General features: G+C 32.9%; 12 protein-coding genes. 3 read left to right on the top strand and 9 right to left on the bottom strand.

Annotation, left to right across the window (positions count from 1 at the left end; translation table 11 throughout):
* Nucleotides 1–49: 49 nt before the first annotated feature.
* The 3 genes from leuB to leuD all read left to right on the top strand — a co-directional run bounded on the left by leuB (nt 50) and on the right by leuD (nt 3,217).
* Entirely contained in the window at nt 50–1,129 is a 1,080-nt protein-coding gene (gene leuB / locus J3T98_RS04090) for a 3-isopropylmalate dehydrogenase (protein WP_065734234.1), read from the top strand.
* A gap of 64 nt (nt 1,130–1,193) precedes the next feature.
* Complete coding sequence (gene leuC, locus J3T98_RS04095; protein ID WP_267362200.1) at nt 1,194–2,603, top strand: 3-isopropylmalate dehydratase large subunit; 1,410 nt, start codon at nt 1,194–1,196, stop codon at nt 2,601–2,603.
* 11 nt (nt 2,604–2,614) lie between these two features.
* On the top strand, nt 2,615–3,217 hold the full coding sequence (gene leuD, locus J3T98_RS04100) for a 3-isopropylmalate dehydratase small subunit (protein ID WP_267362201.1): 603 nt from the start codon (nt 2,615–2,617) through the stop codon (nt 3,215–3,217).
* Between the two features lie 215 nt (nt 3,218–3,432).
* Here leuD and J3T98_RS04105 read toward each other — a convergent pair whose 3' ends face one another.
* From J3T98_RS04105 to J3T98_RS04145, 9 genes are all read right to left on the bottom strand, one after another.
* Nucleotides 3,433–4,848 carry an RNA polymerase factor sigma-54 gene (locus tag J3T98_RS04105; RefSeq protein ID WP_416380524.1) on the bottom strand — a complete coding sequence of 472 codons (1,416 nt, stop codon included), beginning with the start codon at nt 4,846–4,848 and terminating at the stop codon, nt 3,433–3,435.
* A 6-nt stretch (nt 4,849–4,854) separates the two neighbouring features.
* Nucleotides 4,855–5,580, bottom strand: coding sequence for an LPS export ABC transporter ATP-binding protein (gene lptB / locus J3T98_RS04110; RefSeq protein WP_065562280.1), 726 nt, complete (start codon nt 5,578–5,580; stop codon nt 4,855–4,857).
* Between the two features lies 1 nt (nt 5,581).
* Nucleotides 5,582–6,136, bottom strand: coding sequence for a lipopolysaccharide transport periplasmic protein LptA (gene lptA, locus J3T98_RS04115; RefSeq protein ID WP_267330076.1), 555 nt, complete (start codon nt 6,134–6,136; stop codon nt 5,582–5,584).
* A gap of 3 nt (nt 6,137–6,139) precedes the next feature.
* Entirely contained in the window at nt 6,140–6,706 is a 567-nt protein-coding gene (gene lptC / locus J3T98_RS04120; RefSeq protein WP_065562282.1) for an LPS export ABC transporter periplasmic protein LptC, read from the bottom strand.
* A 101-nt stretch (nt 6,707–6,807) separates the two neighbouring features.
* Nucleotides 6,808–7,086, bottom strand: coding sequence for an acylphosphatase (gene yccX / locus J3T98_RS04125; protein WP_267357528.1), 279 nt, complete (start codon nt 7,084–7,086; stop codon nt 6,808–6,810).
* Nucleotides 7,087–7,404: 318 nt separating this feature from the next.
* The gene (locus J3T98_RS04130) at nt 7,405–10,572 is read right to left on the bottom strand and encodes a filamentous hemagglutinin N-terminal domain-containing protein (protein ID WP_267357526.1); all 3,168 of its coding nucleotides are present in this window, start codon (nt 10,570–10,572) and stop codon (nt 7,405–7,407) included.
* Nucleotides 10,573–11,347: 775 nt separating this feature from the next.
* The gene (locus J3T98_RS04135) at nt 11,348–13,042 is read right to left on the bottom strand and encodes a ShlB/FhaC/HecB family hemolysin secretion/activation protein (protein ID WP_267362203.1); all 1,695 of its coding nucleotides are present in this window, start codon (nt 13,040–13,042) and stop codon (nt 11,348–11,350) included.
* A gap of 315 nt (nt 13,043–13,357) precedes the next feature.
* Entirely contained in the window at nt 13,358–14,041 is a 684-nt protein-coding gene (locus J3T98_RS04140; RefSeq protein ID WP_220225096.1) for a GntR family transcriptional regulator, read from the bottom strand.
* Between the two features lie 132 nt (nt 14,042–14,173).
* Nucleotides 14,174–15,655 carry a mannitol dehydrogenase family protein gene (locus J3T98_RS04145; RefSeq protein WP_267357522.1) on the bottom strand — a complete coding sequence of 494 codons (1,482 nt, stop codon included), beginning with the start codon at nt 15,653–15,655 and terminating at the stop codon, nt 14,174–14,176.
* Nucleotides 15,656–15,657: the final 2 nt, after the last annotated feature.

Below are 15,657 nucleotides of genomic sequence, written 5' to 3' on the forward strand. Positions count from 1 at the left end.
ATTTCGTTATTTATTGACGAAATGCTTAAATTAATTATAAGGAATAGATATGTCTCAAAATTACCATATTGCAGTATTACCTGGTGACGGTATTGGTCCAGAAGTGATGAAACAGGCTTATAAAGTGCTTGAAGTCATTCGTCAAAAATATAACCTTGCAATTACGACTAGTGAATATGATGTCGGTGGTGCAGCAATTGATATTCATGGTTGTCCATTACCTAAAGAAACACTAGAAGGTTGTGAAAAAGCCGACGCTATTTTGTTTGGCTCAGTTGGTGGTCCAAAATGGACAAACTTACCGCCAGATCAACAACCTGAACGCGGAGCTTTATTACCATTACGAAAACATTTTAAATTATTTGCGAATATGCGCCCTGCTAGTTTATATCAAGGTTTAGAAGAATTATGTCCTTTACGTGAAGATATTGCTAAGCGTGGTTTTGATATTTTATGTATGCGTGAGCTAACTGGTGGTATCTATTTTGGTTTACCTAAAGGTCGTGAAGGTTCTGGCCCTCAAGAACGTGCTTTTGATACTGAAGTTTATCACCGCTTTGAAATTGAGCGTATAGCTAAAATGGCATTTGAAGCTGCAAAAATTCGTCGTAAAAAAGTCACTTCTGTTGATAAAGCTAATGTATTACAAACATCAATATTGTGGCGTGAAGTTGTAAACGAAGTCGCTAAACAATATCCAGATGTCGCACTTGAACATATGTATATCGATAATGCAACCATGCAACTTGTTAAAGATCCTTCTCAATTTGATGTATTATTATGTTCTAATTTATTTGGTGATATTCTATCTGATGAGTGCGCTATGATTACCGGTTCAATGGGAATGCTACCGTCTGCTAGCTTGAATGAAGATGGATTCGGATTATATGAACCAGCTGGCGGTAGTGCACCAGATATTGCTGGTAAAAATATTGCTAATCCAGCGGCACAAATTTTATCTTTAGCATTATTAGTGCGTTATAGTTTAAAACGTGATGATATCGCCAAAGCTATTGAAAATGCAGTTAATAAAGCTTTAGAACAAGGGACCCGCACTATCGATCTTGCTCGTGGTGGTAGTTATGTTTCAACCGATGAAATGGGTGATACCATTTGTCGTTTAATTTAATTTTTAGACTAAGGGTTAAGCTATCATATTAACCCTTTTAAAGAATATTAAAGGAATATAAGCAATGTCTACAAAACCAAAAACATTGTATCAAAAATTATATGATGCACATGTTGTCTATGAAGCACCGAATGAGACCCCTATTTTGTATATCGATCGCCATTTGGTTCATGAAGTAACCTCTCCTCAAGCCTTTGATGGCTTACGAGCGATGAATCGTAAAGTCCGCCAACCTCATAAAACATTTGCTACGATGGATCACAATACTTCAACGAAAAGCAATGAGTTAAGTGCTTGTAGCGAGATGGCTAGAATCCAATTAACTGAATTAGCTAAGAATGCTGAAGAATTTGGCGTATCTTTATATGGTTTACAAAGTCCATTACGAGGTATCGTTCATGTTGTTGGACCTGAACAAGGCATGACATTGCCTGGTATGACCATTGTGTGTGGTGACTCACATACTGCAACGCATGGTGCTTTTGGGGCATTAGCTTTTGGTATTGGGACATCAGAAGTTGAACATGTTTTAGCTACCCAAACCTTAAAACAAGGTCGGGCTAAAACCATGAAAATTGAAGTAAAAGGCAAAGTAGCCAGTGGCATAACTGCTAAAGATATTATTTTAGCCATCATTGGCAAAACAACGAGCGCTGGAGGTACTGGCCATGTAGTTGAATTTTGCGGGGAAGCAATTACATCTTTGTCAATGGAAGGTCGAATGACATTATGTAACATGGCGATTGAAATGGGAGCCAAAGCGGGACTAGTTGCACCGGATGAAATCACATTTGAATATTTGAAAGGTCGACAATTTTCGCCTAAAGGGGCAGATTTTGAGCAAGCAGTCGCTTATTGGAAAACCTTAAAAACAGATGAAGGTGCACATTTCGATACGATTGTAACTTTGGAAGCTAAAGATATTGCTCCACAAGTAACTTGGGGAACTAACCCTGGTCAAGTCACTGCTATTGATAAGCAAGTTCCAAATCCACAAGATTTTTCTGATCCGATTGAAAAACAGTCTGCTGAACGTGCGTTAGCTTATATGGGTTTAACTGCTGGTACTAATATGTCTGATATTAAGATCAATAAAGTGTTTATCGGCTCTTGCACGAATTCTCGTATCGAAGATCTTCGTGCTGCGGCAGAAGTCGCCAAAGGACGCAAAGTAGCTGATGGCGTTCAAGCTTTGGTTGTTCCAGGTTCTGGGCCTGTACGTGAACAAGCGGAAGCTGAAGGATTAGACCAAATTTTCATCGATGCAGGTTTTGAATGGCGTTTACCAGGATGTTCAATGTGTTTAGCGATGAATGATGATAAGTTAGCTCCTGGCGATCGCTGTGCATCAACCAGTAATCGTAATTTCGAAGGACGACAAGGACGTGATGCCAGAACACATTTAGTTAGCCCTGCAATGGCTGCTGCTGCTGCCATTACTGGTCATTTTACTGATATTCGCAAACCATTTTAAGGAGACTTGTCATGGCGAAATTTACAAAACATACTGGATTAGTCGTTCCTTTAGATGCTGCAAATGTGGATACTGATGCCATTATTCCTAAACAATTCTTACAGAAAGTTACTCGTACAGGATTTGGACAACATGCATTTCATGAATGGCGATTTTTAGATGATGCCGGTAAACAACCAAACCCTGAATTTGTGTTAAATAAACCTCGTTATAAGGGTGCGAGTATTTTATTAGCTCGTGAAAACTTTGGCTGTGGATCTTCTCGTGAACACGCTCCATGGGCATTAACAGATTATGGTTTTAAAACTATTATAGGATCGAGTTTTGCCGATATTTTTTATAACAACTCGTTCAATAATCAACTATTGTTAGTGAATCTATCTGAAGAAGATGTTGATGAGCTTTTCAAGATTGTAGAAGCCAATGAAGGAATTGAGTTTACTATTGATTTGGTTAACGAAGTTGTCATTGCTGGAGATAAACAATATCCTTTTAAAATTGATGCTTTTAAACGCCATTGTTTGTTAAATGGACTAGATAATATCGGTTTAACACTTCAACATGAAGATGCAATCAGTGCCTTTGAACATAAGATTCCAACATTTTTAGCTTAAAATCTTTATGAAAATATCATCGCTTATTGTTATTTAAGCGATGATATCTCACTACTTCTTAAATAAACTTTCAACTACACTTCATATAAATAACTAACCGAAGCTATACTTGTAATCACTGAGTTTTATATTAATCAATTCAATTAGATAAATGGTTTATTGCTTATCAGTTAAGTTATCACTTAAGGTGTGATGACTACATATTAAGAATTAAGTTAAAGTTGTTTTCGATGGCTTGATGGAGGTATTGATAACGCTTCACGATATTTGGCCACTGTACGGCGAGCAATTATGATACCTTGATTTTCAAGGAGTGAGACTAATTTACTATCACTCAGAGGTTTTTTAGAATCTTCATCTGAAATATATTTTTTAATTAATGCCCGAATTGCTGTGGAAGAGGCTTCCCCACCGGATTGAGTGTTAACATGACTTGAGAAAAAGAATTTTAACTCAAAAATACCGGTTGGGCATTGTAAATATTTTTGCGTTGTCACTCGTGAAATAGTCGATTCATGCATATCTATAGCTTCAGCAACATCAGATAAAATCATTGGCTTCATATATTCAGCGCCATTTTCAAAAAAGTCTTGTTGATGCTCAACAATAAATTGACTAACTTTTAATAACGTCTCGTTACGATTCTCGACACTTTTTATAAACCAATTAGCGTCTTGTAAATGTGAGCGAATATATTGGCTGTCATGTTCATTGCTGACTTTTTCCATCGCAGCATAGTGTTGATTAATACGTAGCGTTGGAACAGTATCATTATTTAATTCTGCTATCCATTTACCATCAATTTTTTTCACTACAACGTCCGGAATAACATAATCAGGTGGCGTGGTATTAACAGAATCCCCCGGATAAGGCTGTAAATGTTGAATAAAGTTAATAGCTTCTTTTAGTTGCTCATCAGAAGCATTTAATCGTTTTTTCAGTGTCCGGTAATCATGACTTGCTAATAAATCTAAATAGTCATTGATGATCTCTTTTACTAACGCCGGTGGTGTTACATGTTGGATTTGAATAGATAAACATTCTTGTAATGTTCTTGCTCCAACCCCGATGGGATCAAAATGCCAAATTCGCTTTAATACTGCTTCAACCTCGTCGAGCTCAATTTCATTATTACCTTGTTCCTCTAAAATTTCTTCAGTTGAAACAGTCAGGTAACCTCTTTCGTCTATTGCTTCAATAATGGATAGCGCAATTGCACGATCTACCTCACTAAAAGGCGTTAAATCTAATTGCCAATTTAAATAATCATGCAAGGTTTCGTGTGTTTCACCTTGATAGATAGGTAACTCATCATTACGATAATCTGAATAGGTTCCTGATGGTGTGCCTGCAGTATAGATATCATCTAAAGTTGCATCTAAAGGAATATCCTCTGGGATTTCTTGACTATCGAGTGCTTCACGAGTATCAATATTTTCGCTAGGCTCATGCTCTTCAACATTGATCTCATCGTATTGATCAGCAACCTCTAATAGTGGATTGTTTTCAAGTGCGGTTTGAATTTCTTGTCGTAATTCTAATGTAGACAATTGCAACATTCGAATCGCCAGTTGCAATTGTGGCGTCATTGACAACTGTTGCGATACCTTCAGTTGTAACCCTTGTTTCATCATAATCTATAATCTGAATTCATGTCCTAAGTAAACACGTTTTACATATTCATTATTTAATATGCTATCTGGCGTACCTTCAGCAATTAAATGTCCCTTATTTACTATATAGGCACGTTCACAAACATCAAGCGTTTCACGGACATTATGATCCGTAATTAGTACCCCTAACCCACGATCTCGCAGATGTTTGATGATATTTTTGATATCAATAACAGAAATCGGATCAACCCCAGCGAATGGTTCATCAAGTAAAATAAATTTTGGATTAGCAGCTAAAGCTCGAGCAATTTCAACTCTTCGTCTTTCACCGCCTGATAAAGATTGGCCTATATTGTCTCGAATATGTGTGATATGAAATTCTTCAAGTAACTCTTCTGCTCGATTTAATTTTTCATTTTTGTCAATATCTTGGCGTGTTTCTAAGATAGCCATAATATTGTCTATAACAGATAATTTTCTAAATATTGAGGCTTCTTGAGGTAGATAACCAATACCTTTTTGAGCACGCTCATGTAATGGTAAAATACTGATATCATGATCATCAAGATAGATTCTTCCTGCATTTAAAGTCACAATGCCAACTACCATATAAAAAGTAGTAGTTTTACCCGCACCGTTAGGACCAAGTAAACCAACAATTTCACCAGAATTGACTGTGAGACTTACATCTTCAACAACACGTCGTTTTTTATAAACTTTTGCGAGGTTTTCAGCTTTTAAAATTGACATTTTATTTATTCATCTCTTTAACTTGACTTGGGATGATAGTAGATTTCACCCGTCCTGAATTACCCGGCTGCGCAAGTATTCGTTGTTTTTTGACATCATAAGTAATGATCGGACTTTTTATACGGTTATCTTGCTGAATAAGCTCCGCATCACCTTGTAGTACAATATTACTTTCTTTCACATCATAAATAACTTGTGATGAATGACCTGTTACAACTTTATTATTTTTAGGCATAATTTGCTTATATCTTACAGGGTTACCATATCCAGTAATTTTTTGTTTGGTAGAGTCTTGCATATCGGTTATAACAACCTTATCAGCCCAAATGGTAAGACCTTCCTGAACAATCTGTACATTACCACTAAAGGTAATAATATTTTTTTCAATATCGATTTGTTGGTTATCTGCATCAATTGTAATAGGTTTATCATTAACAACCATCTTTTGATCTTTTTGAGGGGAAGACGCTTCAAAATTAGGCTCATTTGCAAAACAAGCAAATGATACATATAACATAAAAAATAATGGATAAATTGCTTGTTTTCTCAATCTCATTTTTTATTGTGCCTCAGTATTATAATAGGTTTTTATATTCTCAAGTATATTTGCCGTCTTTTCTCTTAAATCGCCAACTAACCCTGTCCCCGTCGATAAAAAGCCAATCCCTTTTATTTTTACAGGATCATTTGATGTGACAAGTTGTGTTTTTAAATCGACCACTGCGTTATCTGTCAATACTTGCTGTAATTGTGAATCAGGTGATAAATTTGTTAATTGTACATCTTGATAAAGGTAGATTAATTTATCATTAGTCAATGTTGCACGTTTTGCTTGAATATGCCAAGTCGCGGCATGTTCCTGATCGTAAAGCGTGACATTAGGTAAATCAAAATCTGTATTTTCATTGCTATCAAAATGTTTTACTTTGCTTGAAGCAATTTTATATACCATAGTGCCTGATAAATCATAGACATTGGTTATCATCTCATCACTTTGATAAATGGGTGTATCAGGCGAATTTGCGTTTGATGGTGCGACCGAAACACTATCTTCTGTTTGGTAAACAGAATAAATACCAATTATCAGAATAAGGAGTAGGATACAGATTAAATTTTTTTTATTCATAGTTTACGTTAATTATGTAAATAAAGTTAATCACTAATAAAAGTAGACCTTTATTACAAATCACCCAAAAATTGCCTTATTTTACTTTATTTTTTAGTAAATTAATATCTAACATTAAAAGAAGTTAAATCATTTTGGGGTACCATTTGAATAATTTTAATATTTGAAATTTTTGCTGAAGTTGGTCCTCCAGAATTAAGCCAATTGACTAGTGAATCTATCTGTTTACTTTCGCCAAGTGCGATAATTTCAACATCACCATTATCTAAATTTTTGACGTAACCTGATAAATTAAGTTTTTTTGCTTCCTGATAAGTAAAAAATCGAAATCCAACACCTTGAACTCTTCCACTAACCTGTATTTTAATTTGTTTTATCATCATATAACCTAAATAATTCAAGTTTACCTATTAGCCTAAATCAGTTATCGTTTTAATTAAACACTAATATTAATATTTTGGTTAAAATTTATTAAATTATTTAAAACATTAGTAATCTATCAGGCTGATTTTCTTTTGAGTGAAATTGATAATATGGCTTCTAGTTTATTTAATTTTCAACCATCAATACTAATTAAGTAAAAGTAAGGTTGCATAAAACACATAAAAAAGATCCTAGATTATTTTGCCTTAAAACAGGATAAATAAACTAGGATCTTATTTTATTTAAGTAATGTTTTTGAAATTCAATTAAAATGATTAATTTTCAATTATTGTATTTTGATTGTTATCAACAAAATCGCCTTGCATATAGCCTTTATTGATAAATTCAACCATATTGCCATGTATTGTTTCTGTAATCATACTACCCTGACTTGAATTTTCAAATTTATCACCTGATAATCTAATATGTATGTTTGATTTCAATTTGCCATCATTTTTGATGTTTTTACCATTAATATTAATAGCGTGATTAGCTAAAATTGATCCTTCATTGTGTATTTGATTTCCCTTTATATCAATTTGCCAATTTGAGCTTAATTCACCTGATCTGTAATTTTTGACATTGTTTGAATCAAATCTTAGATAGTTAGCTGAATATAATTTGTTATGATTCTCAACATCGGTTGAACTAATATCGAAATTATGAAGAGCATTTGCATTACCATAATTTTCAAATTTATCACCTGCTATGGAAATATCAGCACCCTTAATTACGCCAAGCCAATCATTTTTGAAGTTTTTTGCATTAATAACAGCCTTGATAGTATCTATCAAACCATTATTTAGGATATTATCACCTCTCAAATCAATTTGCTTATCGGATTTTAAAATACCTGTTGAGTTGTTTGTAAAATTGGTAGAGTTAATTGTAAGGTATTCTCTAGATAACAAATTTGAAGCATTCATAACATCAGTTGAATTAATATAGAAATTATGTTCTGCTCGTGCACTACCATAATTATCGAATTTATTACCACTTATCGTAATATCACCACCTTTAATTACTCCATACCAATCATTTTTGAAACTATCTCCAAAAATGATAGCTTTTTTAGACGCTATTATTTCACCAGTATTGACACCACTTTCAGTATTAATTTTGATATCACCACTATTGAGTGTACCAATCACTTTAGTGCCATCTTCTGTAGTATAACGTCTATTGTTAAACTCTTTCTTGGCTTTAATTTCAATAAGATCAGCTGATTTTATTTGTGAACGATTTTGGAAATCATGTGCTTGAATTTTAACAATATGGTCGGATTCAATTGATGAACCATGATCATTATTTAAATATTCCGTATTCAAGTTAACTTGATTTTTTGCAAAAATTTTGGCGTAGTTATCAATTTTTTTAAACGCAAGGTCCAATACATTTTCTGCACGAATTTGACCTTTATTATCTAAAGTATCACCTTCTAAATTAACATTTCTACCTTCTATAGTAGCTCCATCTCTATTGTGTAGTGTTAATACATAGCCTTTTAAGTCTTGTTTTGCCTGTAATTTTCCAATATTTTCAAGGTAATCGACTTCTAATTCCAGATTTTCAATTGGCTCAATTTTTCCATAATTAATTAATTTAATTGCATTAATATCAGCATTGTTTGCAACTATATTTCCGTACCAATCATTTATTAATGATTCAGATTTTATGTTTAATTGATTGCCGGCAATTATATCTTTTTGGTTTCCAAATTCATGAGTCAAAATATTCAAATTATTATTTGAGTATATCACGCCTTTATTAACCAGTTTATCAGCTTTAAATTGAACATTCTCACCCTTAACAAGACCAGCTGAATTATTGGTTTCAAAAATATTACTTACTACTGATACTTGCTTGTCGCTCGAAAGTTCTCCTGAATTGGTAACATCTAACACGTGAACAGTAAGGTCTTCTGAAGCATGAGCTTTACTTCTGTTAAATAATTTATCACCTTGTAAAAGTATGTGTTTGGCTGAAATAGAACCACCGTAATCGTTTATAATTTCTTTACTAGCAATATGAACTTCATTATCAGCTGACATATTACCTTGATTTTGGGTAAGTTCAGACTTAATATCAATTCTATTTTTTACTTTCATATCACCAGTATTTTTAGTTACATAACTTGTAACATCAACATCTTGAGCGTCAATTGTTGCCCCAAAACCATTATTAAATTCATTACCTTGAGCTGTTACCGTTTTACCTGCAGTAATTACACCATTATTACCAGTCCAACTCCCTGATGAAAAATTAACATTTTCTCTTGCCTGTAATGTGCCATTATTTTTGATTTCGTGATAACTAGCTAATGATATATTCTTATTTAAACTTTTTATTTTTCCATTATTTTCGATAGCATTACCTTTACTTCTCAAACTTACATCACCAACAGCATCTATTATATTTTCATTAACAACTTTACCATCAGTAGTAATATTGATAGAACCAGCGTTGGTATATATTTTACCTTGATTACGTACACCTACACCATTTTCTGTACCTACCATAGTAATTTTACCGGCATACATTCCACCTAATGCGGAAACATCAAGCGCAAATTCAGGTTTATCTGAATTAGAATCCGCACCTTGTCTTTCAACCTTACTTAAATCAGCACTGACTTTATTTTTGCCTGTTACAATATTGACTTCATTATCTGCCCATAACTTTGCATTAATTGAAACTGAACGAGAAATTAAATCAGTATAATTTTGACCGCCACTACGTAAACCATCACCTTGGATTTCAATTTTACCTTGTCGGACATCGTAACCTTTTAATTCGCCATCTTCCATGATCGGCTTACCTGTAGTTAATGTTGTACGATCAGCATTAATAAAACCGCAACCATTACAAGTAATACCCGCAGCATTAGCAATAACCACTTGAGCTTTTTGACCCGCTACTTCAATAGAGCCAAGTAGTTGACTTGGATTATTAGAATTTACTTCATTTAAAATGACTCTTGCATTATTTTTTAATCCTTTATTCCCATTAATATTTCCTGCTAACTCGGTATTTGTATCGGTGAGTGAGTTATTAAGAATCAAACCATCTTTTGATACATCAAATTGTGTAAATTTGTTATGTGATATACCGCCTTTAGTTGGAGATACGATATCAACTTGTGTCGTACCATTATTTAATTCTTGAACATTAGGTCTTTGATTTTTTCCTGCACTAGGATCTACAACGACACCACCTGCATAACTATTACTAACAACACTTACCATACCTAAAACAACATAAGATAAGAAAACTATAGGTTTTAAAACTGCTTTTTTCTTACCTATAATATCCGCTTGAGTATTCGTATCTTTTTTTCTTTGACTCTTACCTGAAATAGCTTGATGTGATTTAACAATTTCAGACACCACAATAAATAATCCACGAGCTTGATTAAAAATAATCCGATAAAAATTTTTATTCATAGTATTTCGCCTTTCATCTTATTTTGTTATTCAAATGTCTAAACAAAAAGTTATTATTTCCAATAAAAACGATTTATTTACAACGATTAATATCTACCACAAAATAAATTGCAAATAATTAGTTATTTACAACTTATAACAATATGATTTATTTATCTTTTATAACCAATAAATAAAACTATATTTTTAGAGAACTACTTTTACTACAAACTTAACTTTAACTATAAAATATAATCCATTTTCCTAGCTACCATTAAATCCAATTTATTGTTATGAAAGAGTTATTTAAATTATCTATAAGATATTCAAAGAAAAACCAAAGCATCAAATGTACTTACTTTATTTAAAAAGGGGAAAGGATATGTAGCATCCAAACAGGCAAATTAAAAATTAATAGCCATTTATTGAAGACAAATTAAATGTGATCAATAAAAAGTCTCCTTTTTAATATTACTCATACCATAAAACCATATTACTAAGTTGTATTACGTTACTGACATTAATAAATATTAAAAATCACAAAAACTTTTTACTACAAAATGATAATTAAAAACTCAATTAATTCTTGATAAATTGTGGTGTATCTCTTAACAAAAGCTTATAAAGCTATTGCTTATATTATAATAATACTCAATATAACATAAGATAAAAGATTTTTTCATTATTTATATACATAATTTTTATTTGTTTTCTAACTAATCCTTAGTTTATCAACAATTTTTTATTATAGAGTTTTTTTTGGTAAAAATTTATTACAAATAAAGAAACTGAAATACTAGTAAGTCCAATTTAAATAAAAGGCAACTGTTAAATGATTTGTTTTAAAATTATTCGGTTTGTGCAATGGCACTCCAGCAAATACATCATAATAGACATTAAATTGTTGCCCCCGTATACCAAGTGCTGAACCAACAAGCCGTTTACCGCTCAACCGTTCTGAATTTCGCCCACTTACTTGCCCAGCATCTAAGCCAAAATATAATTGTTGCCTTATAGGCATTTGCCAAATCAAATCATTACGCAGATACCAGCCATTATCAGCCGTCAACATTTGCTCGCCATCAAATCCTCTAACAGTCCAACGACTTCCGATCGAAAATCGATCAGGCGGTGTTAATTTATTACCTCGTGTCATTTGACCATTATAATCAACACTATAAGCAAAATTCTGATTACCTAGATTAAATGGAGCATAAAATGAAATATCAAACTTGAAAATATTAGTCAACGCACTAGCTATATTTATTTCTTCTTCTCGAGCTTTTTCTGCACCGAACCAACGAACTCCTTTTTGATACCAGACATCAACATCTAAAGTCATATCGTTAATATAATGACGATGTTGTAACCCTAATTTCCAATTAGTTGTTTTCCGGCGCTGATTTTCAAGTTCAAGGTCATTCATAAAGTTGTGAGATTGTCTTAAATTAATACCATAACTTAATGTTGTTTTTTGTGTTGAACTACGGTGCAATACCCGGCTAACTTTAAAATTATAATTTTTACTTCGACCTTTATATTGATAATCTACAATACCGGGGATATTTTGGTGATAAGTATTGCCATAAATTAAAGCATCAAACATCCAATATCCATAGGGGATTGAATATGAAAAATAATAATCCCGGTTGCCATATTTGTCTTTATTTTCAAGATCATGGTCACCAGAAACATAAAATGAGTCGCTAAATCCAAGAGGATTATCTAGATAGAAAGTTAATCCACCTAAATAACGTCCCGTATCTTTAGTGCCTGAGTTATCTACAGACATTCCTACCCGCCAAAACTTTGATTGATTGCGTTTTATAACAATTTCGGTTTCCCCTTCTTTAGCACCAGGGATTAACTCGATTTTAGCATCTACAGTAGGAATTCTTTGTAAATTCTCTAAACCTTGTTCAAGTGATCGTAAATTAAGTAATTCACCACTTCTTAAAGGAATACTGGTATACAAATTTGCATAGGTATCACTATCTTTTGAATAGTGTATACTTTTTACTGCCCCCTTTAAGATTAATAGAGTGAAAGTACCCTGTGATAAATCTTGTTGTGGAGCAACCACACGAGTAGTAATAAAGCCATAATTAATAAGTTGGTTTTGCAATTCGGTCATCAATAAATTCAGACCTTGAGTACCTAAACAACGCCCTTCGGCTTGCTTTGTTAAAGGACTTAATGGAACATAAAAAGGTAAAGTTTCTTTTTCTAATAACTTAACATGAGCAATCGGGAAACATAATTTTTCTTCTGGAAAATCAATATTATTAATTTTCTTTAATGGGGATAATAAATTAACATCAGGCGTTTTGGGGGATAGCGCTTCTTCCGCTGCTTTTTGCCGTTCCTGTTGATAAATTAGCTGTTTGTCACTAACTTTTTGATTTTGATTGGTTACTTGCGAATCTGCCTCAACATAACCAACAAGAATAAAGACTACTACAATAACTGATAACTTCCTGACATTCATCATTTTCTTTACCAAAATTATAATATTTATGCTTTTGTGCTGTTATATGTTAAAACGATTACATGATTTAGTCTATAAAAAGAATTAATCAAAAATTATGATACAAAAAAATAAAGTTTAAAAACATCAATTCATCAATAAGAAAAGTTAAATAACTCTTCTTTTTTGAGGCAATCAGCGATATTTAGATATATAAAAACATTGATGAATATTTCTTAAATTAGCACACAATGAAAAAAACTAAATTTTATTTATTTTTATTTAAGAAAAAATGATAATGAAAATATATAATGTTTATCGCCTTTGAAATATAAAAAATTAATCAACAAACCATTCATTATGCTGTTGTGATACTATTTTTATCGTTTTTAATATAGTTGATAAATGCTCATGAAGTGCAAGTATTGCCATTTCTGGATCATGCTTTTTTAATGCAATAACAATTTTTTCATGCTGTTTAACTAGATCTTCTGGTGGGGATATATCTTCTAAAGTAAGGTATCTGACCCTGTCCATCATTGCTTTGATATTTTCGACGGTGTCCCATGCCATGGGACAATCAACAACATTCATTATAATCTGATGAAATTCATCATCTTTTTCAAGAAAATAACCAATATCTTTATGTTTGTTAGCTTCAATTTGTTCTTTTAAATTTTTTTCAAGTAATAAAAGATCTGAATCATTAATTTCTTGTGCTGCGCGTTTAATAATTGCACACTCAACAGCATCACGAATAAATTGACCATCAATTACTTTTTTAACAGATATTTTACTTACAAAGGTGCCACGTTGTGGAAGAATTTGGACCAATCCAGCTTCTGCTAGTTTAATAAAAGCTTCACGAACTGGTTGGCGTGAAACATTAAATTGACCCGAAATGTCTTTTTCAGACAATAAAACACCTGGTAATACTCGGCAAGTGATAATGGCCTTTCTTAATTGGCGATATATTTGTTGATTAACAGGTTCTGAGATAGTTAACGCTTCAGATTTGAACATATATTACTTTCAAAAAACAAATTACAAGAAAAGAGAATATAGGGGATTTTTGAATATAAGAAAAGTTTTTTATTTAATAATAAAAGTGCAATCATCTAAAGATGATTGCACTTTGCTTATTAATTAGTGGAATTAAAAATTTTGAGTTATTTGTTTAACTGTCTCTTTCGCTCCTATGTCTCTTAAAGAATGATAAGCTTTAGTTACCTGTGCAATAAACAATGGATTTTGGGGTAGATCCTCTCCAAAAACATGTTTTAAAGATAACAGCGCATTAACTCGATCTTGATTATCAGAACTATTTAAAACCAACTCTTTTAATTTCTCAGCTGCTGGATCGCAAACTTCAATAACGTTACCACTATCATCCACGCCACTAACATAACGCATCCAAGCTGCAATACCTAAAGCTAAACAATCAAATGGTGTACCATTAGCCAAATGATATCTAACAGAATCAAGCATACGTTGAGGAAGCTTTAATGTTCCATCCATTGCGATTTGCCATGTACGATGTTTTAAACCGGTGTTGCGATATCGATCTAGTAATGAATCAGCATAAGCTGACAAATCAACATTTTTCACCCGTAATGTAGTTGCTTGCTCATTTAACATTAAATGCCTAGCTGCTTTAACATAATTAGGATCTTGCATACATTCATCAATATGCATATAACCAGCTAAATAACCTAAATAAGCGAAAAATGAATGGCTACCATTTAACATACGCAATTTCATCTCTTCATAAGGCAGTACATCATTAACTAATTCTGCTCCTGCTTTTTGCCACTCTGGACGACCAGCCACAAAATTATCTTCAATCACCCATTGTCTAAATGGTTCACCAGCAATACCTGCCGGATCATCAATACCACCAAGTTGTTTTTTTATTTTAGCCATTGTTTCTGGCGTTGCAGCGGGTACAATTCGATCAACCATTGTTGATGGGAAAGTAACATTTTCCTCAATCCATTGCGCTAAACTTTCATCGCGCTGCTTAGCCAAGGCTAACACAACATTACGAGTAACATGTCCATTTTCTGGCATATTGTCACAAGACATAACTGTAAAAGGTTTTAAACCTTGCTCTTTACGTAAACGTAGGGCTTCTACAATGACACCAGGAACAGATTTGGGTGTATGTGGATTAGTTATATCATGAATAATCAATGGATTATTAGTATCAATTGATGCCGTTGATGGTAGATAGCAATAACCTTTTTCGGTTACAGTGATTGACACAATTGCAATTTCTGGACGAGTCATCACATCTAAGACTTTCTGAATTCCATCAACATCTGCATGTAATGCTTCTTTTGCAATACCTACAACACGAGTATTCCAGTTGTCATAAGACATTTCACACACACTAAATAAACAATCTTGTTGTTTTAAATCTTGAATTTGTGCTTCACCACCTATCAAGTTAACTTCACAATATCCCCAATCGCTATCATATTGTGCAGCCAATATATCTGCATAAATAGCTTGATGAGCACGATGAAATGCCCCAAAACCAAGATGAACAATTTTGGTTTTAATTTTGCTTCTATCATAAGTTGGAACAACTACCTCTTTAGGTAGTTGTGATAAAGTTTGATTCGATAATCTCATTA

Source organism: Gilliamella sp. B2772 (assembly GCF_026536985.1).
GTDB classification, from domain to species: Bacteria; Pseudomonadota; Gammaproteobacteria; order Enterobacterales; family Orbaceae; genus Gilliamella; species Gilliamella apicola_E.

Coding starts and splice junctions, on each gene's coding strand:
- J3T98_RS04145 (WP_267357522.1), bottom strand. CDS start 15,655: ATGAGATTATCGAATCAAACTTTATCACAACTACCTAAAGAGGTAGTT.
- leuD (WP_267362201.1), top strand. CDS start 2,615: ATGGCGAAATTTACAAAACATACTGGATTAGTCGTTCCTTTAGATGCT.
- leuC (WP_267362200.1), top strand. CDS start 1,194: ATGTCTACAAAACCAAAAACATTGTATCAAAAATTATATGATGCACAT.
- leuB (WP_065734234.1), top strand. CDS start 50: ATGTCTCAAAATTACCATATTGCAGTATTACCTGGTGACGGTATTGGT.
- J3T98_RS04140 (WP_220225096.1), bottom strand. CDS start 14,041: ATGTTCAAATCTGAAGCGTTAACTATCTCAGAACCTGTTAATCAACAA.
- lptC (WP_065562282.1), bottom strand. CDS start 6,706: ATGAATAAAAAAAATTTAATCTGTATCCTACTCCTTATTCTGATAATT.
- J3T98_RS04135 (WP_267362203.1), bottom strand. CDS start 13,042: ATGATGAATGTCAGGAAGTTATCAGTTATTGTAGTAGTCTTTATTCTT.
- J3T98_RS04130 (WP_267357526.1), bottom strand. CDS start 10,572: ATGAATAAAAATTTTTATCGGATTATTTTTAATCAAGCTCGTGGATTA.
- yccX (WP_267357528.1), bottom strand. CDS start 7,086: ATGATAAAACAAATTAAAATACAGGTTAGTGGAAGAGTTCAAGGTGTT.
- lptA (WP_267330076.1), bottom strand. CDS start 6,136: ATGAGATTGAGAAAACAAGCAATTTATCCATTATTTTTTATGTTATAT.
- J3T98_RS04105 (WP_416380524.1), bottom strand. CDS start 4,848: ATGAAACAAGGGTTACAACTGAAGGTATCGCAACAGTTGTCAATGACG.
- lptB (WP_065562280.1), bottom strand. CDS start 5,580: ATGTCAATTTTAAAAGCTGAAAACCTCGCAAAAGTTTATAAAAAACGA.